This is a genomic window from Ligilactobacillus saerimneri DSM 16049 (assembly GCF_000423265.1).
GTDB classification, from domain to species: domain Bacteria; phylum Bacillota; class Bacilli; order Lactobacillales; family Lactobacillaceae; genus Ligilactobacillus; species Ligilactobacillus saerimneri.
In genome coordinates this window covers 1-25,433 of the sequence record NZ_AUHQ01000028.1, presented here as the reverse complement: position 1 = coordinate 25,433, position 25,433 = coordinate 1, and the positions used below count along the sequence as shown (strand labels likewise).

Annotated in this window: 29 protein-coding genes, 1 tRNA gene and 1 other annotated feature; of the genes, 7 read left to right on the top strand and 23 right to left on the bottom strand. The window is 41.9% G+C overall.

The features are described from left to right. Window positions 1-260 (top strand): IS30 family transposase (locus G541_RS0106850; protein WP_027826949.1); only part of this gene is annotated, 260 nt, incomplete at its 5' end. 364 nt (window positions 261-624) lie between these two features. Here G541_RS0106850 and rplL read toward each other — a convergent pair. The 16 genes from rplL to G541_RS0106770 all read right to left on the bottom strand — a co-directional run bounded on the left by rplL (window position 625) and on the right by G541_RS0106770 (window position 13,121). Next, on the bottom strand, window positions 625-990 hold the full coding sequence (rplL, locus tag G541_RS0106840; protein ID WP_009553239.1) for a 50S ribosomal protein L7/L12: 366 nt from the start codon (window positions 988-990) through the stop codon (window positions 625-627). A 62-nt stretch (window positions 991-1,052) separates the two neighbouring features. Beyond that, the gene (gene rplJ / locus G541_RS0106835; RefSeq protein ID WP_009553241.1) at window positions 1,053-1,556 is read right to left on the bottom strand and encodes a 50S ribosomal protein L10; all 504 of its coding nucleotides are present in this window, start codon (window positions 1,554-1,556) and stop codon (window positions 1,053-1,055) included. Between the two features lie 38 nt (window positions 1,557-1,594). Then, window positions 1,595-1,716: a sequence feature (ribosomal protein L10 leader region), on the bottom strand. Window positions 1,717-1,778: 62 nt separating this feature from the next. Beyond that, complete coding sequence (gene rplA / locus G541_RS0106830; RefSeq protein WP_009553243.1) at window positions 1,779-2,471, bottom strand: 50S ribosomal protein L1; 693 nt, start codon at window positions 2,469-2,471, stop codon at window positions 1,779-1,781. A 107-nt stretch (window positions 2,472-2,578) separates the two neighbouring features. Then, complete coding sequence (gene rplK / locus G541_RS0106825; protein ID WP_027826947.1) at window positions 2,579-3,004, bottom strand: 50S ribosomal protein L11; 426 nt, start codon at window positions 3,002-3,004, stop codon at window positions 2,579-2,581. A gap of 137 nt (window positions 3,005-3,141) precedes the next feature. Then, entirely contained in the window at window positions 3,142-3,990 is an 849-nt protein-coding gene (locus tag G541_RS09565) for an alpha/beta hydrolase (RefSeq protein WP_051174585.1), read from the bottom strand. 34 nt (window positions 3,991-4,024) lie between these two features. Then, window positions 4,025-4,576: a transcription termination/antitermination protein NusG gene (gene nusG / locus G541_RS0106815; protein WP_027826946.1), complete on the bottom strand. Its 552-nt coding sequence runs from the start codon at window positions 4,574-4,576 to the stop codon at window positions 4,025-4,027. A gap of 115 nt (window positions 4,577-4,691) precedes the next feature. Further along, a complete protein-coding gene (gene secE / locus G541_RS0106810; protein ID WP_027826945.1) occupies window positions 4,692-4,859 on the bottom strand; it encodes a preprotein translocase subunit SecE in 168 nt (55 codons plus the stop codon). 24 nt (window positions 4,860-4,883) lie between these two features. Beyond that, the gene (gene rpmG / locus G541_RS10205) at window positions 4,884-5,036 is read right to left on the bottom strand and encodes a 50S ribosomal protein L33 (RefSeq protein ID WP_081654795.1); all 153 of its coding nucleotides are present in this window, start codon (window positions 5,034-5,036) and stop codon (window positions 4,884-4,886) included. A 66-nt stretch (window positions 5,037-5,102) separates the two neighbouring features. Next, window positions 5,103-5,627: an NYN domain-containing protein gene (locus G541_RS0106805; protein ID WP_027826944.1), complete on the bottom strand. Its 525-nt coding sequence runs from the start codon at window positions 5,625-5,627 to the stop codon at window positions 5,103-5,105. 5 nt (window positions 5,628-5,632) lie between these two features. Further along, entirely contained in the window at window positions 5,633-6,379 is a 747-nt protein-coding gene (rlmB, locus tag G541_RS0106800) for a 23S rRNA (guanosine(2251)-2'-O)-methyltransferase RlmB (protein WP_027826943.1), read from the bottom strand. A 3-nt stretch (window positions 6,380-6,382) separates the two neighbouring features. Then, entirely contained in the window at window positions 6,383-6,775 is a 393-nt protein-coding gene (locus G541_RS0106795) for a Mini-ribonuclease 3 (protein WP_009553260.1), read from the bottom strand. Between the two features lie 4 nt (window positions 6,776-6,779). Then, entirely contained in the window at window positions 6,780-8,201 is a 1,422-nt protein-coding gene (cysS, locus tag G541_RS0106790; protein WP_027826941.1) for a cysteine--tRNA ligase, read from the bottom strand. Between the two features lie 121 nt (window positions 8,202-8,322). Next, window positions 8,323-9,813 (bottom strand): glutamate--tRNA ligase, encoded by a 1,491-nt coding sequence (gltX, locus tag G541_RS0106785; RefSeq protein ID WP_027826940.1) that lies wholly within the window; start codon window positions 9,811-9,813, stop codon window positions 8,323-8,325. A gap of 84 nt (window positions 9,814-9,897) precedes the next feature. Next, window positions 9,898-11,079, bottom strand: coding sequence for a PIN/TRAM domain-containing protein (locus G541_RS0106780; RefSeq protein ID WP_027826939.1), 1,182 nt, complete (start codon window positions 11,077-11,079; stop codon window positions 9,898-9,900). Window positions 11,080-11,111: 32 nt separating this feature from the next. Beyond that, complete coding sequence (radA, locus tag G541_RS0106775) at window positions 11,112-12,491, bottom strand: DNA repair protein RadA (RefSeq protein ID WP_027826938.1); 1,380 nt, start codon at window positions 12,489-12,491, stop codon at window positions 11,112-11,114. 93 nt (window positions 12,492-12,584) lie between these two features. Continuing rightward, complete coding sequence (locus tag G541_RS0106770; RefSeq protein WP_027826937.1) at window positions 12,585-13,121, bottom strand: dCTP deaminase/dUTPase family protein; 537 nt, start codon at window positions 13,119-13,121, stop codon at window positions 12,585-12,587. An 82-nt stretch (window positions 13,122-13,203) separates the two neighbouring features. Between G541_RS0106770 and G541_RS0106765 the strand changes: the two genes are divergently transcribed. The 4 genes from G541_RS0106765 (at window position 13,204) to G541_RS0106750 (ending at window position 17,282) form a co-directional block, all read left to right on the top strand. Then, window positions 13,204-13,503: a GNAT family protein gene (locus tag G541_RS0106765; RefSeq protein ID WP_027826936.1), complete on the top strand. Its 300-nt coding sequence runs from the start codon at window positions 13,204-13,206 to the stop codon at window positions 13,501-13,503. Then, window positions 13,503-14,186: a ribose-5-phosphate isomerase RpiA gene (gene rpiA, locus G541_RS0106760; protein ID WP_027826935.1), complete on the top strand. Its 684-nt coding sequence runs from the start codon at window positions 13,503-13,505 to the stop codon at window positions 14,184-14,186. Before G541_RS0106765 ends, rpiA begins: the two co-directional genes overlap by 1 nt. A 154-nt stretch (window positions 14,187-14,340) precedes the next feature. After that, entirely contained in the window at window positions 14,341-15,681 is a 1,341-nt protein-coding gene (locus G541_RS0106755) for a C1 family peptidase (protein ID WP_027826934.1), read from the top strand. Window positions 15,682-15,917: 236 nt separating this feature from the next. After that, the gene (locus tag G541_RS0106750) at window positions 15,918-17,282 is read left to right on the top strand and encodes a hemolysin family protein (RefSeq protein ID WP_027826933.1); all 1,365 of its coding nucleotides are present in this window, start codon (window positions 15,918-15,920) and stop codon (window positions 17,280-17,282) included. A 72-nt stretch (window positions 17,283-17,354) separates the two neighbouring features. Here G541_RS0106750 and glyA read toward each other — a convergent pair whose 3' ends face one another. Both glyA and G541_RS0106740 read right to left on the bottom strand, forming a co-directional pair. Next, window positions 17,355-18,590 carry a serine hydroxymethyltransferase gene (gene glyA, locus G541_RS0106745; RefSeq protein WP_027826932.1) on the bottom strand — a complete coding sequence of 412 codons (1,236 nt, stop codon included), beginning with the start codon at window positions 18,588-18,590 and terminating at the stop codon, window positions 17,355-17,357. A 39-nt stretch (window positions 18,591-18,629) separates the two neighbouring features. Continuing rightward, a complete protein-coding gene (locus G541_RS0106740; RefSeq protein WP_027826931.1) occupies window positions 18,630-19,328 on the bottom strand; it encodes a 2,3-bisphosphoglycerate-dependent phosphoglycerate mutase in 699 nt (232 codons plus the stop codon). Window positions 19,329-19,567: 239 nt separating this feature from the next. Between G541_RS0106740 and G541_RS0106735 the strand changes: the two genes are divergently transcribed. Beyond that, window positions 19,568-20,692 (top strand): LCP family protein, encoded by a 1,125-nt coding sequence (locus G541_RS0106735; protein ID WP_027826930.1) that lies wholly within the window; start codon window positions 19,568-19,570, stop codon window positions 20,690-20,692. Window positions 20,693-20,760: 68 nt separating this feature from the next. Here G541_RS0106735 and G541_RS0106730 read toward each other — a convergent pair whose 3' ends face one another. From G541_RS0106730 to G541_RS0106710, 5 genes are all read right to left on the bottom strand, one after another. Continuing rightward, window positions 20,761-21,747, bottom strand: coding sequence for a beta-ketoacyl-ACP synthase III (locus G541_RS0106730; RefSeq protein ID WP_027826929.1), 987 nt, complete (start codon window positions 21,745-21,747; stop codon window positions 20,761-20,763). A 68-nt stretch (window positions 21,748-21,815) separates the two neighbouring features. Then, window positions 21,816-21,900 (bottom strand) — tRNA-Leu (locus G541_RS0106725). A gap of 50 nt (window positions 21,901-21,950) precedes the next feature. Further along, window positions 21,951-22,397: a SprT family protein gene (locus G541_RS0106720; protein WP_027826928.1), complete on the bottom strand. Its 447-nt coding sequence runs from the start codon at window positions 22,395-22,397 to the stop codon at window positions 21,951-21,953. 1 nt (window position 22,398) lies between these two features. Continuing rightward, window positions 22,399-24,570, bottom strand: coding sequence for a Tex family protein (locus G541_RS0106715; protein WP_027826927.1), 2,172 nt, complete (start codon window positions 24,568-24,570; stop codon window positions 22,399-22,401). 6 nt (window positions 24,571-24,576) lie between these two features. Beyond that, a complete protein-coding gene (locus G541_RS0106710; protein ID WP_009553294.1) occupies window positions 24,577-25,014 on the bottom strand; it encodes a hypothetical protein in 438 nt (145 codons plus the stop codon). A gap of 203 nt (window positions 25,015-25,217) precedes the next feature. Here G541_RS0106710 and G541_RS09560 point away from each other — a divergent pair. Then, on the top strand, window positions 25,218-25,433 hold a 216-nt coding region (locus G541_RS09560), incomplete at its 3' end, for a helix-turn-helix domain-containing protein (RefSeq protein ID WP_155824528.1).

Here is a 25,433-nt window from a genome sequence, read left to right as displayed (position 1 = left end):
AAGAGTTCGCCAACTACCAATCAATTGAGAAAAATACCGGCGTGCCGTTGTACTTTGCCCATGCTTATTCTCCGCATGAACGTGGTAGTAATGAGAATCGTAATCGAGTGTTACGGCGATTTATTCCTAAGGGTCAGCCAATTGAAGAGATTAGTGATGATGAATTGATTCAGATTAACTGGTATCTGAATTCACGGCCACTCAAATGTTTGAACTGGCGAACTCCAATTGAGATCTTTTTGCTTAATCTGCGTCATTAAATTTGTTCAAGTTATTTATTGCAATCTACCAATTGGAAAAACTACTGCAGGTAATTGATATCTTAGCCAGTGAAAACGAAGCAGCTAACCCCCGCACAAGAACACGTTTTGGCATGTTCACAGCTACTACCAGCAATGTACTATCAAAGTGGCGGTGGTTTAATATTCCAATTTTACTCCTTTACTTTGTCCTTGCCCACTTGTTATCAATCCTCATCAGCATTCCCCTCGCACTCATCCTAGGAGGAATCTTAACTATCCTTTAGGCTTTGATAAATAAGCGCCCTATCTATTTAATACAAATTCATAAAAAATAGCGCTGGAAACGAAACTCGCTTCCAGCGCTATTACTTTAGTGCGTTAATTACTTAAGAGTAACTGATGCGCCAAGTTCTTCTAACTTAGCCTTCATTTCTTCAGCTTCGTCCTTAGCAACGCCTTCCTTAAGTACGGAAGGAGCACCGTCAACTAAGCCCTTAGCATCCTTCAAGCCAAGACCAGTAATGTCCTTAACTGCCTTGATAACCTTAACCTTTGCAGAACCTGCAGAAGTTAATTCAACATCGAATTCGCTCTTTTCAGCAGCGTCGCCACCAGCAGCACCTGCAACTGCAACAGGAGCAGCAGCAGAAACACCGAATTCTTCTTCGATAGCTTTAACTAAGTCGTTTAATTCAAGAATGCTAGCTTCTTTTAAGTCAGCAATGATCTTTTCTGTATCTAATGCCATTGTTTTATTCCTCCAATATTTGGTAATTATATATCTAAAATGTCGTACTTACGCAACCTGCATTAAGCAGCGTCTTCTTCGCCCTTGTCGGCAACAGCCTTGACAGCGTAAGCAAAGTTGCGAACTGGTGCTTGCAATACAGAAAGCAGCATTGAAAGCATACCATCGCGATCTGGAAGTTGGGAAAGTTCGTTGATTTCTTCGAGAGTAACAACTTTACCTTCGATCATACCACCCTTAACAGTCAAAGCGTCATGATCCTTAGCAAACTTAACCAAAATCCGGGCTGGTGCAGTAGCATCATCTGAACCGAAAGCAACAGCAGTTGGGCCAACGAATGCATCGTCAAGTCCTTCGTAACCAGCCTTGTCAGCAGCACGCTTCAAGAAAGTGTTCTTGATAACACGCATTTCAACGCCAGCTTCACGCAATTGCTTACGTAATTCAGTTACTTCTTCTACCGTTAAACCACGGTAGTCAACAACAACTGCTGATGAAGCGTTAGCAAACTTTTCAACAACTTCATCAACCAGTGCAGCCTTTTTGGCAATAACTTCTTTACTCATAACTTTGATTCACCTCCTAGTCATTGTGTCAGAGTTCTCTATAAAAATAAAAAACCCTATGTCCACCAAGACACAGAGAGAGGTACAAATAATATACTCCTCGGCAGGCAATGTTTAAGGCGTGAGCCACCTGAGTCTTCGGTAGAATCATAATTAAAAAATTGACCTTAACTAGGTTAACATTAAACCCAGTTAAGGTCAAGCATTTTTTTATAAACTATCTTATAAAGTAGTTGTGTCCACAGTTACGCTTGGGCCGAATGTGGAAGCAACAGAAACGTGCTTCATGTAAATACCCTTAACTGCAGCTGGACGTAACTTAGCAATAGTTGAGTAGATAGTGTTAAAGTTACCAAGTAATGCTTCAGTATCGAATGATACCTTACCAAATGGTACGTGGACGTTACCGTCACGGTCAGTCCGGTAAGTTACCTTACCAGCCTTAGAATCTTCAACGGCCTTCTTAACATCCATAGTAACTGTACCAGTCTTTGGGTTTGGCATTAAGCCCTTAGGACCTAATACCCGACCTAAACGACCTACTTGGGCCATCATATCTGGTGTTGCGATTGCAACATCGAAGTCCAACCAACCATCTTGGATCTTAGCAACCAAGTCATCGTCACCAACAAAGTCTGCGCCAGCAGCCTTAGCTTCGTCAGCCTTAGCACCCTTAGCGAAAACAACAACAGTTTGGTCACGACCAGTACCGTTAGGTAAAACAACGGCACCACGTAATTGTTGGTCAGCTTGCTTAGTATCAAGGTTCAAATTGAATGCTACTTCAACAGTTGCATCAAAGTTAGCAAAATCAATCTTCTTTACCAATTCAATAGCTTCTTTAGCTTCGTATTGCTTGCCAGCTTCAACTTGCTTAGCAGCTTCTAAATACTTCTTACTCTTTTTCTTTGCCATTAGTGTATTTCCTCCTTGCAATATGTGGTCTATCGGATAAACCTCCCACTTGACACGCTTACTTTCGTAAAGTGTCCGTCTGAGAAGCAAAAACCCGTGTTAAAGAATTAGTCTTCAACAACGAAGCCCATGCTCCGTGCAGTACCTTCAATCATGCGCATAGCAGCTTCAACATCTGCAGCGTTTAGATCTTGCATCTTTGATTCAGCGATTTCTCTAACTTGAGCAGAAGTTACAGTAGCAACCTTCTTTGTGTTAGGTTCGCCAGAACCCTTTTTAACACCAGCAGCTTTCTTAAGTAAAACTGCAGCAGGTGGAGTCTTAGTAACGAAATCGAATGAACGATCATCGTAAACATTAATCACAACAGGAATAATCATACCAGCTTGATCAGCTGTACGTGCGTTGAATTCCTTTGTGAATCCCATAATGTTAATACCTGCTTGACCCAATGCAGGACCAACTGGTGGAGCTGGAGTAGCTTTACCAGCAGGAATTTGTAATTTAACTACATTTACTACTTCTTTAGCCACGGTAATACCTCCTTAAAGTCCGTGTGTGGTACGGATGACCATGTAAATTTGGTCTCCCACGTATATGCACTAAAGCATACTTGAATAATATAGCACACTCATTTGTTCTGTGCAATATCCTTTTCAAAGGCGAAAACTCATCTTTTAAAAAGAAAATGACCAATTAGTTGGTCAACTTCTTTATTTTCATGTAGCAGCGAGTGGGCTGCCCGGCGCCCTGTCACTACTACTTGTTCGTAATAATTAGCTGGTGGCAATAAATAGCGCAAAGCTAATACCGAATTTACTGCCACTATGCCGTCTGAATGGCGCCCATGACCAATATCACCTGCAATATTTAAAAATTGCGTTCGCGGATCAATCCATTGTTGATGATCCGCAAACCATTGGTACAACGGCGTTTGTCTACTTGGCCCATTAACAGTTAAGGGGTAGTCTTCAATAGGGAATGTGTTTTTTCCCGGGTCGGTATCATTAAAAGGTCCCCCTAGCATAACAACTTTATTGACCAACGAGACAGCTGGATTCTGCCCATATAACATCAAATACCGTAAGACAGTCACTGCCCCCATCGAATGAGCCACAATATTGACGCGGTCAATCCGATAACGCCAGTGAAGAACTGCTAACAAATGATACAGCCACATAGTCTGAGCCATAATATTTAGGCGGTTGTTAGTGAACAACACCTGGACCATTGAACCAGGCAAGCTGGGATCACCGATCATTTTAAAATGCTGCTTATCTTTAATCCGCACCACAGCCGTCTTTTGCCCCCAGCCCCGCTTCGCCAACCTGCGAATTAACGGACCAGTTGATAATCTGGTTCCGGCATAGCCGTGAATAAATAACGTTGGAATCGGACTGCCAGTTGGCTTGCCCCCGCTTAAACGCTCTACCGTCCCGAATTGATGCCACCGTGCTACTAAAAAGGAGGATGCTCCTAATGCCAAGCCACCCCATCCTACGAGCTGACGTTTCTGCATAGTACCATCCTCCTATATCAGTTTAGTTTGTTGATTAAACCAAAGTTTCCACTTGATCAAAGTTTAATTCAGTTGCAGTTTCCCGACCGAACATATCGATCGTAACTTTTAACTTCATCTTTTCTTCATCAATTTCAATAATTTTGCCAATTAAGCCTTCAAACGCTCCATCGACAATCTTCACTGCATCTCCAATATTACCAGCAAAGTTAACCACTTTTGACTTCATCCCTAATTGACTCAAGATTTCATCAATTTCTTCATCCAATAGTGGCGCAGGTTTGCTTCCTGACCCGTGAGAGCCTACGAAACCGGTAACCCCTGGAGTATTCCGTACAACAAACCATGAGCGGTCAGTCATTACCATTTCCACTAAAACATAACCTGGGAAAGTCTTGGACATTTCGACTTTTTCCTTTCCCGTCTTAGTTTTTTCGATGCGTTCTTCTTCCGGAACAACTACCCGAAAAATATAGTCTGCCATCCCCATAGACTGTGCCCGTGATTCAAGGTTAGTTTTAACCTTGTTTTCGTAGCCAGCATAAGTGTGTAAAACGTACCATTTCTTTTCCGCTGATTCAACCATGTAACATTCTCCTTAAATTAATTTTATGTAAAATAAAAAAACCCCGAATTTACACCCGAAGTTTTACCACCCCAGGTATTATAGCAAACTCTGCTGCAATACACCAGGATATTAATTAACCGACAAACTGTAATGCCCATAAGACCACATAATCAACTAGGGCGAAAAACGCAATAAAGAATAACGACATAACCACTACTGTAGTAGTATCCCGTGATAGTTCTCGACCTGTTTCCCAGGTTGTATCCTTCATTGTTTTGGCCACGCTCTTAAAAAACTTCATTCTCACCCCTCCTGTCAACCAGCTCTATTTAGTTTCTCGATGTAAAGTATGCTTGCCACAATACTTACAATACTTTTTGATCTCCAACCGGTCTGTTCGATTTGGATTCTCTGTCGCTGTATAATTGCGGGAACCACAAACAGAACAAGCCAATGCGACTTTTCTCTTATTTGCCATTTTTGTCTCGCTTTCTTAACTCTCTATTCTTTCCAACTTTAGCACGGGCAAAAGTCACCTGTCAAATCACCTTTGTGACAACTCATCCCGTAATGCAGCTAATTTATCCAGTTGCTCTTGATCCCAGGGTGAACGCCGAACCGAGGCCTCATCTTGATATTGCCGCGCTTGCTGCCGTACCTCATGTTTAGCCCGTTTGATATTTTGATATAGCTCCCACGCCGGCACCCGCATTGCTCCTTGGGCAAAAACAGTCCACTGCTCAGCTTGATCACTTGTAGCTACCGTCACTTGCGTCAGGGCATTTTGGAGTTCTCCAGCTAACGATTCGATATAAGAATCTGCTGTCTGTTCTTCTGCTGTCCAGACTACCCGCAAATCATATTGCTCGTAGCTACGCGATAGTCCTGGAACATACATCGCATCAAACACTACGATGATATCATATGTTGTCTGACGCTTATAATTGGAAAGAATATGCAATAATTGATCGCGCGCTTCTTCTAACCGATCAGCTTTCTTTAGGCGATCCAATTCTGGCCAATTCCCGATCATGTTGTATGCATCAACTATCAGAATATTCTTCTTGATCATGATTACCGCCCCCGCGAGGTAAATCCTTGGTAAATCAACAGGCTAGCTGCCACACTGGCATTGAGTGATTGAACATGACCAACCATCGGAATTGTTAACATTTCATCACAATTCTTTTTCAATAACGGCGAGATTCCTTTACCTTCATTGCCAATAACTAAAGCTACTGGTCCATGAGCATCCCACTTACGATAATCATTTCCCTGCATATCAGTTCCGAACAGCCATAGCCCTCTTTGTTTAAGCTCTTTAGCAGTTTGAACCAAGTTCGTCACCCGTGCCACTGGCATATATTCAATCGCCCCAGTCGAAGTTTTCGCTACGGTTGCAGTCAGTTGAACTGCCCGCCGCTTAGGGATGATAATTCCATGCACGCCAGCAGCATCAGCTGTTCGCATGATTGATCCCAAATTATGTGGATCCTCAATTCCATCCAAAATCAAGAAAAAAGGATCTTCTTCGCGCTGAGCTGCTACCGCAAACAGGTCATCAATGCTAGCATACTCATACGGTGCCACTGCCACTACCACTCCTTGGTGGTTCTGGTGGTCAACCAGGGTATCTAACTTAGTCTTGGGAACCCAAGAAACAATAATCCCCCGTTGCTTAGCTTGCTTTTCGATTTCTTTTAAAACATCTGCCTTCAACCCAGATTGTAAAAACACCTTGTTGATCGGCTGTTGGCTTTTTAATGCTGCTTGGGCGGGATGACGCCCAATTACAAAGTCACTTTTAAGTTGTTTACCCATACGTTACTTCCCTTCTTTTTCAACTGTTGTGATACACCATTGGGCTAGTTCATCCAAACGTTCTTTCTGTCCACTTAAAAAAAGGTAGCCAAAGAGTGCTTCAAACCCCGTTGAAATTCGATAAGTTCCCACTGAAGTATTCTTAGCTTTAGTATGACTCTTCGCATTCCGTCCCCGTTTAAAAAACTCTTTTTCTTCGGTAGTCAATAAATCTGCTGCCTTCATTTTTTCAATCAAAAATGCTTGTGCTTTGGCAGACACATAATGTGTAGCTAACTTTTGTAACTTATTGGGTTTGGTTAAACCACCCTTAAGGAGATGTTCACGAATATATACTTCATAGATCGCATCGCCCATATATGCTAAAGCGATTCCATTCATTGCATTGTAATCCATTATTTTACTCTCTTCTCCATCTCGTTCCATGCGGAGTATCTTCTAAAATGATTCCCTGTTCTTTCAATTGATCACGAATTTCATCACTCCGCGCAAAATTCTTTTCTGTCCGAGCAGCATCACGTTCATGAATTAATTGCTCAATTTCTGTGTCAAGAAGTTCTTCATTTTTAAACTCAATCCCAAAAATCGCAATCATCCGCATAAATTCATGCAACATTTCATCAGCCACTCCACGACTAACAGTAGCTTCTTCTGCATACCGATTCATTGCTTTAGCTAATTCATAAACTACGGCGATCCCGTTTTGAACATTGAAGTCATCATCCATTGCTTTAAGGAACTTCATTTGATAAGCGGCCATTTGTTCAATCCAAACATGATCAGCTGCAGTCAATGGGGCAGTAGTGGCATCATTAGCCACACGATAATTAAGGTTGTCCCATGCATGCTTAAGTTTGGCTAAATTGTTCCGTGCCTCATCCAAGTTATCCTGTGAATATCGAATTGGTCGCCGGTATTGGGTTGTTGCCATAAAGAACCGCAAAACTTGTGGGTCTACTTCTTGAACGAGATCATGAACAGTAACGAAATTCCCTAGCGACTTGCTCATCTTTTCGTCATCATTGCCAATTGTTACAAAGCCATTGTGCAACCAGTAATTAGCAAATTTCTGTCCCGTTTTAGCTTCACTCTGTGCAATCTCATTTTCATGGTGAGGAAACTCTAAATCCTGGCCCCCGGCGTGAATATCAATTGTATCTCCTAAATATTTTGTTGCCATCACAGAGCATTCAATATGCCATCCTGGCCGCCCTTCTCCCCATGGAGAAGTCCATGAAATCTCACCCGGTTTAGCCTTTTTCCACAGAGCAAAATCCAACGGATCTTCTTTCTTTTCCTGGTCAATATCTGTTACCCGTTCACTTGCTCCAAGTTCTAATTCATCAATTGCTTGGCCGGATAGTTGACCATAATGAGCAAACTTCCGCGCCCGGTAGTAGACATCACCATCAGCTTCATAGGCATAGCCCTTGGTAATCAAAGCATCCACAAATGCGATGATTTCGTCCATATTTTCCATCACTCGTGGATTCTTAGTTGCTCGCTTGATATTTAAGGCATCCGTATCCGCATAAAAAGCCTGAATAAATTTTTCCGTCACTTCAGGGACAGAAAGGTTCATCTCGTGGCTAGCCTTGATAATTTTGTCATCCACATCTGTAAAGTTGGAAACATAGTTTACCTGATATCCGCGATATTCAAAATACCGCCGAATAGTATCAAATGCTACCGCGCTCCGTGCATTGCCAATATGGATATAATTGTATACTGTTGGACCGCAGACATACATCGTCACTTTTCCAGGTTGTAAAGGTTTAAAAACCTCTTTTTCTCGTGTCAAAGTATTATAAAGATGAATCATTTTGTACCTCACTTCTTAAACTAGCAAAAAAGGGCTGTGACGCACTTATGTCACAGTCCTTTCCAGTTGGCTTTTAATTGCGCAACGGCGCTAACCATGACTAGGCGCCTTTTTCACACTTCTATTCAGCCATTTCATCTAAAGTTTGTTGTAAATGCTTTAAAGCTTTTTCTTTCCCTAATAATTCAATGGAAGGTGCCAAATCTGGACCGTGCATTGCCCGTGTTGTCGCAATCCGAATTGGCATATACAGTTTCCGTCCCCGGACACCAGTTTCTTTTTGAACGTTCCGAATAACAGCTTGGATGTCAAAGGCATCAAAAATTGGTAGTTCGTTAACTTGCTTAGCAAATTCATTCAACACAACCGGTGCTGTTTCATCAGCTAATTCCTTCTTGGCAGCTTCATCTAACTTAGGTGGTTCAGTAAAGAATACTGATGCCATTTCAGCTAACTGACCTGTATATGACATCTGCATCTTGTATAATTCCATCAATTGCCGTACCCATTCAATTTCATACACGCTTGGGTTAGCTTGAATTAAGTCTGCCTTAATTAACTGTTGTAGCGATGATGCCGTAATTTCATCGGAAGGAGCGGACTTAACATACTGGTTATTGATCCATTCCATCTTCTTGTTGTCAAAAGCAGCTGGTGACTTACTCAACCGCTTGTAATCAAACATCTTAATGAATTGTTTGCGGTTAAAGATTTCTGATTCACCAACAGGTGACCAGCCTAAGAGGGTAATAAAGTTGAACATAGCTTCTGGCAAGTAGCCTAAATCACGGTACTGTTCAATAAACTGCAATACTGATTCATCCCGCTTACTCAACTTCTTACCTGTTTCAGAGTTAATGATCAGTGACATATGACCGAATGCCGGAGCTTCCCAACCAAATGCTTCGTAAACTACTAATTGCTTTGGAGTATTAGCTACGTGGTCATCTCCGCGTAAAACATGGGTGATTTCCATCAAGTGGTCGTCAACAACAACGGCGAAGTTGTATGTTGGCATCCCATCACGCTTTTGAATAACAAAGTCGCCACCGATTGTATCGGATTTAAAACTAATGTGTCCCTTAACCATATCATCCCATTCGTATACTTTGTTGTGTGGTACCCGAATTCTGATAACTGGTTTCAAGCCTTGAGCTTCTGCAGCAGCTTGCTTAGCAGCAATCTCTTCGTCAGACATACCTTCGTATTCATAGACATAACGTGGAGCTTCCCCACGGGCCTTTTGTTCTTCCCGTTGGTTCTGCAATTCTTCTTCTGTCATATAGGATTTGTATGCCAAGCCCTTTTCCAAAAGTTCTTGAATCAACGGTTGATAGATCCCTTTACGTTCAGATTGGCGGTAAGGACCATATTCACCTGGCTTATCTGGACCTTCATCCCAGTCCATCCCTAACCATTTTAAGTTGTCTAATTGGCTCTTTTCACCGTCAGCAATATTTCTCTTAGTATCTGTGTCTTCAATCCGGATCACAAAAGTTCCTTTATTATGCCGTGCAAATAAATAGTTGAATAATGCTGTCCGTGCATTCCCGATATGCAAGTGCCCTGTTGGACTTGGTGCATAACGAACACGAATTTTTTTGTCTGCCAATTTAAGCGCCTCTTTCTTTTTCATTTTGTCGATACTCTTTAAAGTTTACAATGAATATCCCAAAAAATAAACTATCCCGAGTTATTATTTTCTTTTTTGGGGTAAATTACTTTCCTGCTCCTGGTCTTTAGCAGGAGACTGTGCTTTTAGCTTGCGCCGCGAATGGGCTAGCTTAGCAAAAATCATTCGTCCAGCGTCTGTCTGCAGAGCACTAGTAACCTCAACTTCGATAGTTTTATTCATATAATAATAACCATCTTCAACAACAATCATGGTCCCATCGTCTAGATAAGCCACTCCTTGTTGCCGTTCCGTTCCTTTCTTAATCACCATAACTTCAAGTTTTTCACCAGGAATCACCCGTGGTTTTAGTGATTTAGCCAGAGCATTCACATTTAACACTTTAACATTTTGAAACTGACTCACCTTATTCAAATTGTAGTCATTAGTAACAATCTCCGCATCTAGCAATTTAGCTAACTTGATCAACTTGCTATCAACTTCTGTAATATCCTCAAAATCACCATCATACATTTGAATAGGGACAATTTGTTCACTCCGCAGTTTATTAAGGATATCCAGTCCTCGGCGCCCCCGAACGCGTTTGATACTATCACCAGAATCAGCAATGTATTGTAGTTCGTATAAAACGAAATTAGGAACAATCAAAGTTCCTTCTAAAAAACCCGTTTTCGCTAAGTCATAGATACGACCATCAATTAAAATATTGGTATCTAATAATTTATAGCGGTAGAAGTTTTCTCCTGCACGCCGTACCAAAACGTTGTCTGCAGCCACAGTATCAATTTTGTTTTCTGGATCTAACTTATCCCGGCGAAATAGAAAGGTGCGGCGGAAATCTATCAGTCGATCACGACCAATAATAAAGCCTAGATATCCCAAAATAATCATCAGGATGACAGGAAGGATTGTATGAAGCAGGAATAATTGCGAATGCCAAAATAATGTAGAAATCAAAACCGCAACTATTAACCCTAATACTACACCCAGTGATTCAGAAATCAGCGTTTCGGGCTTTTGTTGCAGAAGCTTCTCTTCAATCCGCTGTAATAAATCATCCATGTAATTGCTAAAAAGATATGCCGGCATGATAAATACCACTAGACCAATCAGGGCATTAACTGCCATGTTATCTAAAATACGATTTGTAGAAACATGCAGCAGCTCCCACAATAGTGGCATAAAATTATACCCAATGCCAATTCCCAGTAAGGCTGCAGCAATGAGAACAATTTTCTTGCGCATGTTATATCATCTTCTTTCTAAAAACATCTTACCTATTTAAAGGCTAATTTCAGGGCCTGTTCAACCGTCTTAACCCCCACAACTTGAATTCCATCAGGGAACTGCCACCCATCAAGGTTGTTTTGTGGAACAAATACCCGATGAAATCCTAGCTTGACTGCCTCGTTAACTCGTTGCTCAATCTGACTAACTCGACGAACTTCACCAGTTAATCCAATTTCACCAATGAAGCAATCCGTTGGTAGTGTTGCAGTATCTCGATAACTTGAAGCAATACTAATTGCTAACGCTAGATCTATCGCTGGTTCGTCTAATTTTAATCCCCCAGCAGTTTTCAAGTACGCATCTTGATTTTGCAACAATAAACCCGCTCTTTTTTCAAGCACTGCCATAATCAACGCTACCCGGTTGCGATTGAGACCAGTAGTTGTACGTTGAGCATTACCAAAAGCAGTCGGCGTTACTAAGGCCTGGATTTCAGCCAAAAGAGGTCGTGTCCCCTCTAAAGAAACCACCACTGCTGAACCGGTTGCATCAGCCAAGCGCTCTTGTAAAAAGACCTCTGACGGGTTAGTAACTTCTGCTAACCCCTGTTCTCGCATTTCAAAAACCCCAACTTCATTAGTCGAACCAAAACGATTCTTAACAGCCCGTATCATTCGGAAAACTCGGTGCTGATCGCCTTCAAAATACAAAACTGTATCAACCATATGTTCCAAAATCTTAGGACCAGCAATTGCCCCGCCTTTGGTAACATGTCCCACCACGAAAACAGTGATCCCGTTAGTTTTAGCAATCTGCATTAAATCACCCGTCACCTCGCGAATCTGGGCTACACTGCCCACAGCAGAATTCATCCCTGGTTCCTGCATGGTTTGTACCGAGTCGATCACTACAAAGTCTGGCTGTGTTGTAGCAATACTTTCTTTAACACTTGCCATATCAGTTTCTGGATAAATATAGAAGGAATTTCCACCGACACCTAACCGGTCAGCCCGCATTTTGACTTGGCTGGCACTTTCTTCCCCAGTAACATAAAGTACCTTTTTTTGGGAGTGAGCCAACTGGCCTGATACTTGTAATAGTAATGTCGATTTCCCGATCCCGGGATCCCCACCAATTAAAATCAGTGACCCAGGAACGATCCCGCCTCCTAGTACTCGATCTAACTCCTGCATCCCAGTTGTCACGCGCGGAACCTTCTGAGTAGTAACCGTATCAAGAAGTTGTGGTTGAACTTGGGTTCCACGCAAATTCACCCGCGGACTAGCAGTGCTGTTGGAAGTAGTGGCAGGCTTTTCCACCTGTTCAACAAAGGTATTCCAGGAATTGCAATTAGGACACCGCCCCAGATACCGCGGTGAAATATATCCACATTCCTGACACAAATAATTGGTCTTAATTTTTGCCATTACACCACCCCATTTCTACAAAAAATAAAATAAATATACTATATAGTTAAAATATTATTTTAACATATTTTCCCTTTCTTTTTGAGGGAAGGGTTACCGCCCCGACGAACCGAATCCACCAGTTCGTTCGCCGAGTGGTTGTTCTTCGCCATCAGCCTGTAAATAAGACATGAAAATTCCTTGCCCTAAGCGGTCACCTTTCTTGATGTGATAATCCTTTGGCCCTAAATTAACCAACTGGAAGAATATTTCGCCTTCATTTGATTCGTTATTGTAATAGTCACTATCAACTATTCCTACTCCGTTAGGAAGTATCAATCCCCGCTTTAAAGGACTGCTCGAGCGATTTGCTAGTAGGAGATATTCATCTGGTTGCATGTATGCTTTAATTCCCGTAGGAACTAACAGCGGACGTAAATCATCAGCCGCCTTGGTATAGTCCTCAGGGTGCAGAGTCTTTTCTTTACGGATTCGCCACAATAGTTTAATAAAATTCATTTTCCAAATACTTGGCAGAACAAAGTCCTCTGCTGCAAAAAAATCATATCCCGCCGCATTTTTAGTTGCCCGAATCGGTAATTTTATATCCTCATTTTTATATTTTGAAACTACTTGAAATCCTCTTTTCATTTGTTATTCCCCTTTCATTAGGCGATTTTAATGCCATTCATTTTAATTATAATGCTATACTGATACCGAAAGGAAGAGCGCAATGAATTTTAAACATCAAGGAAATAATTTGCATCTTTTCACTCCTGACGGACAGCTAATTGCCAGCATCGGGTGGATTTCTCTACCTGATGTTCAAGCTGTAGCAGTAGAAAGATGCTGGTTACGCCCCGGCTACGACGCACAGTATTTACATACGACAATGACAACCTTTTTTGAACATATCGTCAGCCAGCACTTAAAAATTTTACCTTTATGTCCCGAGATGGTTACTTTCTTGCGTCATCATCCTCAAGGTCAAGAACTTTGGCTCAAAAAACATACCACGCTGGAGGAATCATAATGGATCAAAACCAACTTAAAAAGCTTGTCGGAGAAAAATCAGTCGAATGGATTGAAGACGGAATGATCGTCGGCTTGGGAACCGGATCAACTGTCAAGTTCATGGTTGATGCCCTCGGTAAACGCGTTCAAGAAGAAGGACTCAATATTATCGGGGTAACTACTTCCAACCGAACAGCTGAACAAGCTCGCTCTCTCAATATCCCCCTTAAATCAGTTGATGAAGTGGACCACATTGACCTGACTATCGATGGTGCCGACGAAATCAGCGCTGATTTCCAAGGGATTAAAGGTGGTGGAGCTGCCCTCCTATTTGAAAAGATTGTTGCCACTAACTCTAAAAAAGTAATGTGGATTGTTGATGAAAGCAAACTTTCACAACAACTGGGCTCATTCCCTCTTCCAGTTGAAGTTATTCCTTACGGTAGTCAGAAAGTCTTTGAACGGTTTGAAGCCAAAGGGCTCAACCCTACCTTTAGAAAGAATGCCGATGGTAGTATGTTGCGAACGGATTCGCAAAACTATATCATCGACCTTCACCTCAAAGAAATAGCTGATCCACATACTTTGGCTGATTACTTGATTAAACAAGTTGGGGTTGTTGAACACGGTTTATTCTTGGATATGGTTAATACCGTCATTGTTGGACGCCAGGATGGCCCTGAAGTCTTAGAAGCACGTTAATTTCTTTTGATGCGAAGAATCACTTGTTGCATACAGTGATTCTTCGCTTTTTTGTTCATTTTCATGATGTACATTCAGCCTTTATTCGTTTACTTAATCTCATCATTATCTTATAATATATAATGTATTTCTAATTTTAAGGAGCGTGGCTAATTTGGAAAAAGCAATTAGTGCTGAACAACTTCAAGATTTCAAGCATGATTTACACACTGATAGCAGACATGATGTTTTGCGGCGGGCAGTTTCCAAAAACGGAATTCTGGCAGCTAGCTATGACTTACCAGCTGTTGCCAATGATATCAACTGGACTTTCTCCATTGATCTCGACACTGGAAAAGTTTCTAACCAAAAGCAATCTGGCCGGTGCTGGATGTTTGCTGCTTTAAACACTATGCGTCATTTCATGAAAGATACTTTCCGCGTAGAACCTGGATTCGAATTATCTCAAAACTATACTTTCTTCTGGGATAAGCTGGAAAAGTCTAACTACTTCTATGAAAACGTCTTAAAAACAGCAGAACTACCAACAACAGATCGTAAAGTTGCTTGGCTAATGGAAACTCCACAACAAGATGGTGGCCAGTGGGACATGATGGTCGGCATCATTGAAAAGTACGGGGTAGTGCCAAAGAGCGCTATGCCTGAAACTTATAATTCATCTTCATCCAGTGAATTTAACGCCACTTTGAATCTCAAACTCCGGAAAGATGCTGTTACCCTTCGGGAATTAGTAGCAAATCATGCTAGCGATGAAGAAATTGCTAAGACTAAAAAGAAGATGCTGACTGAAGTTTACCGCATCTTAACATATAGTTTTGGCGAACCTCCAACATCCTTTGACTTTGAATACCGTGATAAGGATAACAACTACCACATTGATCAAAACATTACCCCTAAGGAATTCTTTAATAAGTACATTGGGTGGAACCTTGATGATTATGTTTCTGTGATCAATGCACCAACTGCAGATAAGCCATATAACCACTTATACACAGTAGAAATGCTGGGTTCAGTTGTCGGTGGTCGTCCTATTCGGCACCTCAATGTTGATATGGATACCTTCCGCAAGATTGCAATCAAGCAACTCGAAAGTGGCGAAAGTGTTTGGTTTGGCAGTGATGTTGGTAAAGAATCTGACCGCAAAGCCGGAATCATGGATACCCGTCTTTACAATCCAGATGAATTATTTGATGTTGATTTCAGCATGTCCAAGGCTGAACGTCTCGATTATGGACAAAGCTTGATGACCCACGCTATGGTTCTTACCGGGGTTGATTTGGTTAACGGTGAACCACGCAAGTGGAAAGTCGAAAATTCCTGGGGTGACAAGGTTGGTGAAAAAGGCTTCTTTGTAATGAGTGATGAATGGATGGACGAATACTGCTATCAAGTTGTCGTAAACAAGAAGCTCTTGCCTGCCGAACTCCAAAAAGTTTTTGAAACGGAAGAACCACAAGTGCTTGCACCATGGGACCCAATGGGAGCATTGGCCTAACTATTATATTCAGCTACTGAGATCAAGCATTAAACTTTAGCTGATAAAACATTATTTAATCTTTCAGTTAACTTACGGAGATTGAACTTGGAACTAGTAATTAGTTCTGTTCTCATCTCCGTTTTTTAATCTCTAAAATTCGTTTGAAAGCGGCTCCGAATTTTTTATTTCGCTCTGTTTCATGGTAGAATTTACTTAATGTAGAAAAATCTTATAAATAAGGAGTTAAATCACATATGTGGGAGATTATAAATCTACCTGTATTATTGATTATTATTGTTATTTTACTGTTAGCCGCTATGTTTACTCTCTTAGAGTATTCCATTATCAAAGTTCGTCCTTCTGAACTAGAAGAAATGGATCAGACTCAAAAAATTAAGCGGGCCCGTCACATGGTGGCTAACCTAACTGAATACTTGTCTACTGCTCAAGTGGGGATCACCCTGACCTCATTGATTTTAGGGTGGATCGGGGAAGAATACATCACCAACTTGATTGAAGCAACCAATCTTTTGCCGGCAGAGATTTTAGATGCCTTTGCACCAATCATTGGGGTTTTAATTTTTACTTTCCTCCATGCCGTCTTCACAGACTTAGTCCCTAAAAATATGGCCATTGACAAACCAGTTAAAGTCTTGTTGATGATCGTAAATCCCATGATGTTTTTCCACGTCGTATTCTATCCGTTTGTTTGGCTATTCTCTGCCACAGCTGGCATTTTAACCAAAATGCTCGGTTATAGTACTCACCCTGAAGAAGATATCTATTCTCAAGGAGAGATTGTTTCCTTATCCAAGCAATCACAAAAGGCCGGGGAGATGGATAAAGAAGACGTCTTGTTCATGCAGCGAGCATTTGAAATGAATGATAAAGTAGCTGCAGATATTATGATTGACCGGACCCAGTTAGCTGTCATCAATAGTAACGAAACAGTAGAAGATGCTTCTAAGTTGTACTTTAATAAGAAATTCACCCGTTTTCCGGTGGTGCAAAATAATGATAAGGACCATATTTTAGGCTATATTTTTTCTTATGATATTATGCGCCAAAATCAGGTTAATCCCCACGCACCTATCCGCAAAATCATCCGGCGCATCCCATCAGTCTATGAAAACCAATCATTACCCGCTGTTTTACGTGTAATGATTAAAGCTAAAGTCCCGATGGTTATTGTGCAGGATGAATACGGGGGAACATCCGGGATAGTAACCGATAAAGATATTTATGAAGAATTATTTGGTACTGTTCGTGAAGAAATTGACCACGTCAGTGCCGAACAAATTATTCGGGTCAACGATGATAGTCAAGGTAACCCTACTTACCGGGTATCTGGTAAAATTGCTCTCTCTGATTTCGAACGACATTTTCATACTACTATCACGCAGTTTCAAGAATCACCTGTTGCTACACTGACAGGTTACTTCTTGGAAGGTGATTATCCTTTGAAACTGGAACATCCTATTCGGGTAGGCGAATTCTCCTTTACTCCGATTGAAATGGAAAATGCATACGTTACTTCTTTCCGTGTTACCAGAATTAGAAGTAGTCATTCTGCATCCCCAAAATCAGAAAGTGAAGAATCTACTTCCCAGAATGATTAAAAATCAAACAAATAGCGCACTGCTCTCTCGCAGTGCGCTATTCTTATTGTTCAATATCTAATATTTAATCACTTATGCTAGTGGATACTTAGCGGTCAGTTCGTTAACTTCTGCTTTAACTGTTGCTTTTACAGCTGGATCATCAGCATGAGTTAACAGCGTAGTAATCAAACTAGCTACTTTAGTTGCATCTTCTTCTTTGAAGCCCCGACTTGTAATTGCCGGCGTACCTATCCGTAAACCGCTAGTCACAAATGGGCTTCGCTGATCATTAGGAATAGCTTCTTTATTCGTGGTGATATTAACCTCATCCAGTAGGTTTTGGGCATCTTTCCCCGTTAACCCAGTTGCTGTTAAATCAAGGATCAATAAATGGTTTTCAGTTCCTTGCGAAACAACCCGAATTTGTTCACTCTTTTGGAAATATTCAGCCATTGCGCGTGCATTAGCCACAACCTGCTTCATATAAGTTGTAAATGATGGCTGTAATGCTTCATAAAATGCCTGGGCCTTAGCTGCAATAACATGTTCCAAAGGCCCCCCTTGCATCCCTGGGAACAGAGCGGAATTGAGTTTCTTACCTAAGTCCGGGTTGTTAGAAAGAATCATTCCTCCCCGTGGTCCCCGCAAAGTTTTGTGGGTAGTGGTTGTCACTACATCCGCAACTGGTAGTGGACTCGGATGGAGCCCCGTTGCAACTAGGCCTGCAATATGTGCCATATCTACCATCAAATAAGCACCCACTTCATCAGCGATGCTACGAAACTGTTGCCAATCAATGATCTTACTGTAAGCTGATGCTCCAGCCACAATCAACTGGGGCTGAACTTCTTGGGCAATACGCCGGATTTCCGCAAAATCTAACTCTTCAGTTTCTGGATCTAAACCATAACTGTATGATTGATAAATCTTCCCACTAAAGTTAACTTTAGAACCATGAGTCAAATGCCCACCGGCGTCCATCCCCATGCCTAAGATAACGTCTCCTGGTTGTAGGAGGGCCTGGTATACCGCCATATTAGCTTGGGATCCAGAATGAGGTTGAACGTTAACATATTCTGCATTGAATAATTTCTTAGCATAATCAATAGCTAATTGTTCTACCTTATCAATGTATTGGCAACCGCCATAATATCTTTTTCCAGGATATCCTTCTGCATACTTGTTAGTCAGAACTGAGCCTTGGGCAGCTTGAACAGCCTCTGACACAATATTCTCTGACGCAATCAGTTCAATTGTTCCTTCTTGGCGTTCTTCCTCTTGTGTAATGGCTTCCCATAAGGCTGGTGCTTTTGGTGCGTATTCCATGTTTATCTCCTCCTTGAATTCAGGATGCATCGTTCCCAATTACAGGGTAGATGATTCAGCTTGCGGCTGCAATATCTGTTTATCTACTACTTGCAGTTGATCATTAAGTGTATAGACGATTGGCTCTCCATTGGCCACTTCGACCCCATCAATATCTGTATCTGATATCTGCTCAAGATATTTAATCATTGCCCGCAACGTGCTACCATGGGCAACAACTAATTGATTGTTCCCGGCCCGCAACTGGGGAGCAATCTGGTCTTGCCAATATGGTAAAATCCGTTGATACGCCATTGCCAAACTTTCAGCCAAGGGCAATGCATCATTAGGCAGATCCTGGTAACGGCGATCATGGTCCGGAGATGATAATTGGGGCGGAACTGCAAAAAATGATCGACGCCATAATGCAACTTGCTCAGCGCCAAATTTCTCCCGCGTCCAGTCCTTATTTAATCCGCGTAAAGCTCCATAATGGCGTTCATTAAGGCGCCATGTTTTAAATAACGGAAGGTAAAGCTGATGAATTTCTTCGGCCACAATATTGGCTGTTTTAATAGCCCGCACTAAAACAGACGTATGAATTGCTGTAAAATTAATTCCTACCTGCGCTAATGCTTGTCCAGCTGCGTGTGCTTCCAGCTCCCCATATTTGGTCAAGGGAACATCGCTCCACCCCGTGTACATATTTAATTTATTGGCAGCACTTTGTCCGTGCCGCAACAGAACTAACTTAACCATGTTCTCAATCCTCTTTAACTTAACGATCATGTTAATAATAGCAAAATTCCGGCTCACCATAAAGAACTGTCGTCATCTCTTACTGGTTAATTTATTTACACCGGCAGTAGTTGTAAGCCTGATCTTCAACGCGTTGACAAACTTCTTTAAATAAATGTTTAGAACTCCTTTTATAGCTTTAAAAAATAAGAACAGCATTATATAATTTCATTAATATGTTATAGGTAAGGAGTCGGAAAATGAACGATAATAACAAATCATCTCAAGACGAGTTGCTAGAAACTCCGCTCCGTCGGACCCGGAAAAATAATAACTCGCATCGCTATCACAAACCTCCTAAGAAACGCAAACGTATCTGTCTTATTTTACTTGTGCTAGTGCTATTGATCTTCGGTGGTGTTGGTGTCTATGCCCTAAATATTATTGGACACGCCAAGACTACTATTGATGATACATACTCATCTGCTAATATTAAAAAAATGCGGGATGTCTCGGCAATCCTCAAAAAGAAAAAATCGTTCTCGATCCTCCTTTTGGGAACAGACGCTGGGCTAGGCCGCCAGGATACTGGGCGAACAGATACTATAATCGTTGCTACGGTCAATCCTAAGAAAAATAAAGTTACCATGCTCAGCATTCCTCGGGATACCCTGGTCCATGTTAGCGGATCGGACCTAATCTACGAAAAAATCAATGCTGCTTACCACGAAGGTGGAGTGCCTACGACCATCAAGACTGTTCAAAAAACACTAGATGTTCCTATCGACTACTATCTGCTTGTCAATATGGATGGTTTGGTCAAAACAGTCGACGCTGTTGGTGGCGTAACGGTTACGCCACCATTAACCTTCAATTATGAGGATGCTCATGTTACTAAAGGTAAGAAAGTTACCTTGAATGGGAAACAAGCTCTTGCTTATAGTCGGATGCGGCACGAAGATCCTAAGGGAGACTACGGACGTCAGTACCGGCAACGGCAAGTAATCGAAGCATTACTTCACAAAACTTTGTCAATCTCTTCCCTCAGCAACTATCAGGGAATCTTAAAGTCGGTTAAGGCCAATATTCGCACTGACTTAACTTATAATGACATGATGACCATAGCAACTAACTATCGTTCCACGGCAGGCAACATCAAGTCATATACCCTCCAAGGTGAAAACGCCATGATCGATGACTTATCTTATCAAGTTGCTCCTGTGAGTGAAAAACGAAAACAAGCCAACCGGTTACGTCATGAACTAGGTCTAACTGATAGCACTGCTTCCTTTGCTAACCCTAATAATTATGGAGCCGATGTCACTTCTGATTACACTACTGCTACTTCAACCACTACTGGAACTGCAACAACTGGTTATTACTAAAATAAATTTGTCTACAAAAACAACGGACTAACCTCCAGAAACAATTCTGGTAGTTAGCCCGTTGTTTTTTATTGATAATGCTGGAGATCTAACAAGATACTTCCATATGCTAAGCCAGCACCAAAACCGGTTAGCATTAACTTTTGTGGCCGCTTTCCCGCTTGCAGTATTTCATTTAAGACTAATGCTATTCCTGCTGAAGATGTATTCCCTACCCGATCAACATTATGTGGAAATTTGCTCATAGGTTGTTGTAATAACGCGGCAACTTTCTCAATCAAACGTAAATTGGCCTGATGGGTAATCACCATATCAAGATCGTCGGGGGTCAAGCCATTGTGATCACAAAATTCTCTGATATGCGGGGGAATGTTCTCTGTTACAAACTGATAAACTGCTCGTCCATCCTGGAAAAAAGCATCCATTTGGGGATAATTAGTCGCTGCAATATCAGTAATTGGTGCGATCCGACCACTATGGATGACTTCTGCATTCCCATCTGCATGCAATGATTCTGCAATAATCATGTTATCAGCTGGATCTGTGCTGCTTTCCAAGAGAACTCCAGCGGCGCCATCCCCAAAAAAGACTGCTGAAGTACGGTCCTGGAAATCTAACATTTTAGAAAAGTTTTCCGCACTAATTACTAAAGCACGATGATATTGCGCAGTCCGTAAGAATTTATCAGCAGTGCTCAGGGCAAAAATAAACCCTGCACATGCCGCAGAAATATCATATGCAAAAGCCTTAGTAGCCCCGATTGCTTTTTGAATTAGGGTCGCAGTTGCAGGAGTGATTGCGTCTGGCGAAATTGTAGCTACAATGATCAAGTCAATGTCAGTCGCAGCCACCTGCGCTTGCTCAAGCAGTTGTTGGGCAACCTTTGCTCCCATCATTGAGGTGTTTTCCTCTAAAGCAAAATGACGGGTTTTAATCCCTGTATGTGCCTGAATCCACTCATCAGATGTTGGCATAATTTGACTCAGCTCATCATTTGTTACTACCCGTGGGGGTAAGTAAGCAGCGCTAGCAGCGATTTTAACATATTTTTCCATACCCTCATTCCTCAAACTTTCGCAAAAAATAAAGAAGGAGGCTTTGCATAATGCAAAACCTCCTGTGATGCGGGTAAAAGGATTCGAACCTTCACGGGCTAAACGCCCACCAGATCCTTAGTCTGACGCGTCTGCCAATTCCGCCATACCCGCGACAACAAAAGTTATTATAGCAAACCCGGTCTTAGTTGACAAGGAATTTATTAATATTTTTCAACAAAAACTAAGTGACCATGACAGCGTGAGCATACATAGCGGTTAGTATTTATCCGACGTTGTCGCCAATACCGTGTATGACACTGTTGGCATTCATAACATAAACGTCGCTTTTTGCCTGTGAGAGGCGGGGCATAGCGTAGCCCTCCGACTTGATGGAGCAATGTTTTAAAATCGCGCTGGCGGTGCTGGTACCCGCGACCTTGCTGATGTAAAAAGTAATGACATAATTCATGCTTAATCACTCCAACCAAAATCGTATCCGCATAGTCAGTTGCTATTTGGGGATTTATTTCGATGTCATGACTAATCAGCAAATAACGGCCCCCCGTTGTTCGTAGCCGCGAATTAAACCGTGCTTGGTGAATAAAAGGTTGGCGAAAATAAGTATTTGCTATCTCTTCTACCAAGTTTTGTAATTCCAGATCAGTCATCCTACTTCCCCGTTTCCGGTGCCATCATTGATAGTTGAAGTCGTTCTCTTTTCTGATCAACTGCTATTACCCAGACATCAACAATATCTCCCACAGCCACTACTTCCCGTGGATTAGCCACATAGTTTGTACTCAGCTGTGAAATGTGTACCAACCCATCTTGCTTTACTCCAACATCCACAAAAGCCCCAAAATCAACAACATTACGCACTGTTCCTTGAAGGTGCATTCCTGGTTTAAGATCAGCCAAATGAAGGACATCATCACGCAATAGTGGTGCTGGCATTTGCTCACGATAATCTCGTCCTGGTTTCTTTAAATCGGCAATTATGTCATTTAACGTCGTTTCTCCCACTCCCAATTGGTGAGCTAATTGCGATAAAGATACCCCTACCAAGGCTAAACCTATGGCCTCCGTTCCAATTTGCTCTGGTTTCAAGCCCAATTCGGTTAGTAACCGTTGCACTAAAGGATAGCTTTCCGGATGAATATTGGTATTGTCCAAAATATTTTCCCCGTTAACAACCCGTAAAAAGCCCGCTGCTTGTTCAAAAGCTTTCGGACCTAACCGCGGAACCTGCTTGAGCTGGGTACGGTTAGTGAAATTACCGTGTTCATTTCGGTAAGCGACAATATTGTGAGCGGTTGTCTTTGATAGTCCTGAAATGTGCGTCAAAAGCTCCGCACTAGCAGTATTAAGATTGACTCCTACTTGGTTAACACTGGTTTCAACTATTGCATCCACCTGGGCAGACAATTCTTTGGTAGGTAGGTCGTGTTGGTATTGGCCCACTCCAATTGCTTGGGGATCAATCTTAATCAATTCTGCTAATGGATCCTGCAATCGCCGGGCAATGCTAATGGCTGAACGTTCTTCAACATTAAGGTCAGGAAATTCTTGTCGTGCCAGTTCACTTGCCGAATAAACCGAAGCTCCTGCCTCATTAACAATTACAAACTTCACTGGTAAAGCATGTTGCTGGATAACCGTTGCCACAAATTGTGCTGATTCCCGACTAGCTGTCCCGTTGCCAATAGCAATCATCTCCACCTGATATTGTTGGATCATTGCAACTAACTCACGGGCGGCTTGAGCTCGTTGTTGTGAAGTCGGCTTTTGTCCTTTGCTCAGTTCATGAGGATAGATCACAGTCTTAGCTAAAAGTTTCCCGGTTGGATCAACTACGGCTAGTTTGCACCCCGTACGAAAGGCTGGATCCCAACCTAAAACTGTCCGTCCCTTCAATGGAGCTCGCATTAATAAATGATACAGGTTATTTCCAAACACTTTGACTGCTGCAGTCACTGCTTGTTCCGTCATTGTCGTTCTGATTTCTCGCTCAATAGCTGGTTTAATAAACCGCTTATAACCATCAAGATAGGCTGCCTGCAGATATTGGTTGTCTGGTTGCCGACTACTATACCGTGAATGCAGGTATTGATAGATATAGCTATCATCCGGATCGATTTTCACTTGGATAACGCCAGCTTTTTCAGCACGATTAATAGCTAATACCTGGTAGGGAGCGATCTTTTCCACCGGCAGCTCCCAATCATAGTAAGTAGCATAAACTTCTTGGGGATCATTTTTTTGTCCGGAAGCTTTTTTTCGTGTCACTACCCGACCATGCTGCTGAAAGCGCCGGCGCATCCATCCCCGTAACCCAGCATTTTCTCCAAATGCTTCGGCCATAATTTCGTGTGCACCTGCAAGAGCATCAGTAGTCGTCAATATTCCTGAAGTTGGGTTGATGAAATCGGCAACTCGCGCCGTCCCCTTCGTTAACAACAGGCGGGCCAGGGGTTCTAACCCGGCAGCACGGGCTTTTTGCGCCTTAGTTTGCTTTTTATGCTTATAAGGCAAATATAAATCTTCCACAGTAATGAGATCGGTCGCTGCTTCAATTTGCTTCCGTAGAGATGCTGTCAGCTTTCCCTGTTCAGCAATTCCATTTAAAACGGTTTGCTTCCTTCGCGCTAGTTTTTCGACTTGTTCATACGTGCTGGCAATCTGGCGTAAAGCTACTTCGTCTAAATTTCCTGTCTGCTCTTTCCGGTAACGGGCAATAAAAGGTACGGTGTTCCCTGCCGTCAACAAGGTTAATGCTGCTTGAACTTGTTCAAATTTAAAAGGCAGCATTGCAGCTGCCTGGTGAAGGTAATTTTGATCCATTCGGCTCTAGTCACCTCCTAATTTTTCTTTGATCAACGTAAACGTGGCTAAACTTGTCTGAAGATGTTCTTCCCGCTGGTGGTTAATTGCTTTTAACTGTGCAACATCAATTCTACCTAAATTGTGATGAATAACGGCATGCAATTCTTCACAATCATCAATATACCGACAATAGTTCGTAAACATTCGCCGGTTCAATGCATTAACCTTCAGTGGTGTCTTAGCCTTTTCAATTTGATTACACAAACGTTCTAGCAAAACAACCCCATGACCAAAAACTTCATGCACATCATCATAATGGCGAATGTCTTCAACAGTTGACCCGGCAGTGGCCACCTGTATCACAAATGCCAATTTTGTTTGCCATTGGTTTTCGATCTCTTTGGTCTTCTCCAGTGCCTGGGTAAGGGTTTGAAGGTACTTTTGAATTCCGGTTTGATTCATGGCGTAATCCCCCTTTTATCATTCTTATCATAACAAAAAAGAAAAGACGACTAAAGCCTTCTCAAGATCTGATTTAAGCCCTTGTCGTCTATTTTTTCTAATGGCAGATTGTAAAATTTAAGTTGAACATTTTAGTGGACAGAAAAACCCATAAAGGTCTTTAATGGTGTCGTTACAACATTCCATTAGAAAGAAGGACCTTTATGGGCACCACTATCTTATCATTTTCAGACCGCATTGTCATCGAAACGCTTCGTCATGAAAAGCGATCTCTTCGATATATCGCTGATTACCTGGGCTTTAGTAAGACTACTATCTTTAATGAAATTCACCGGTTAAAGGGTGAATACCATGCGACTAGTGCGCAAGCCGACCACGAAACTAAACTTAGTTATCGTGGTCGTAAATGCTCATTAACG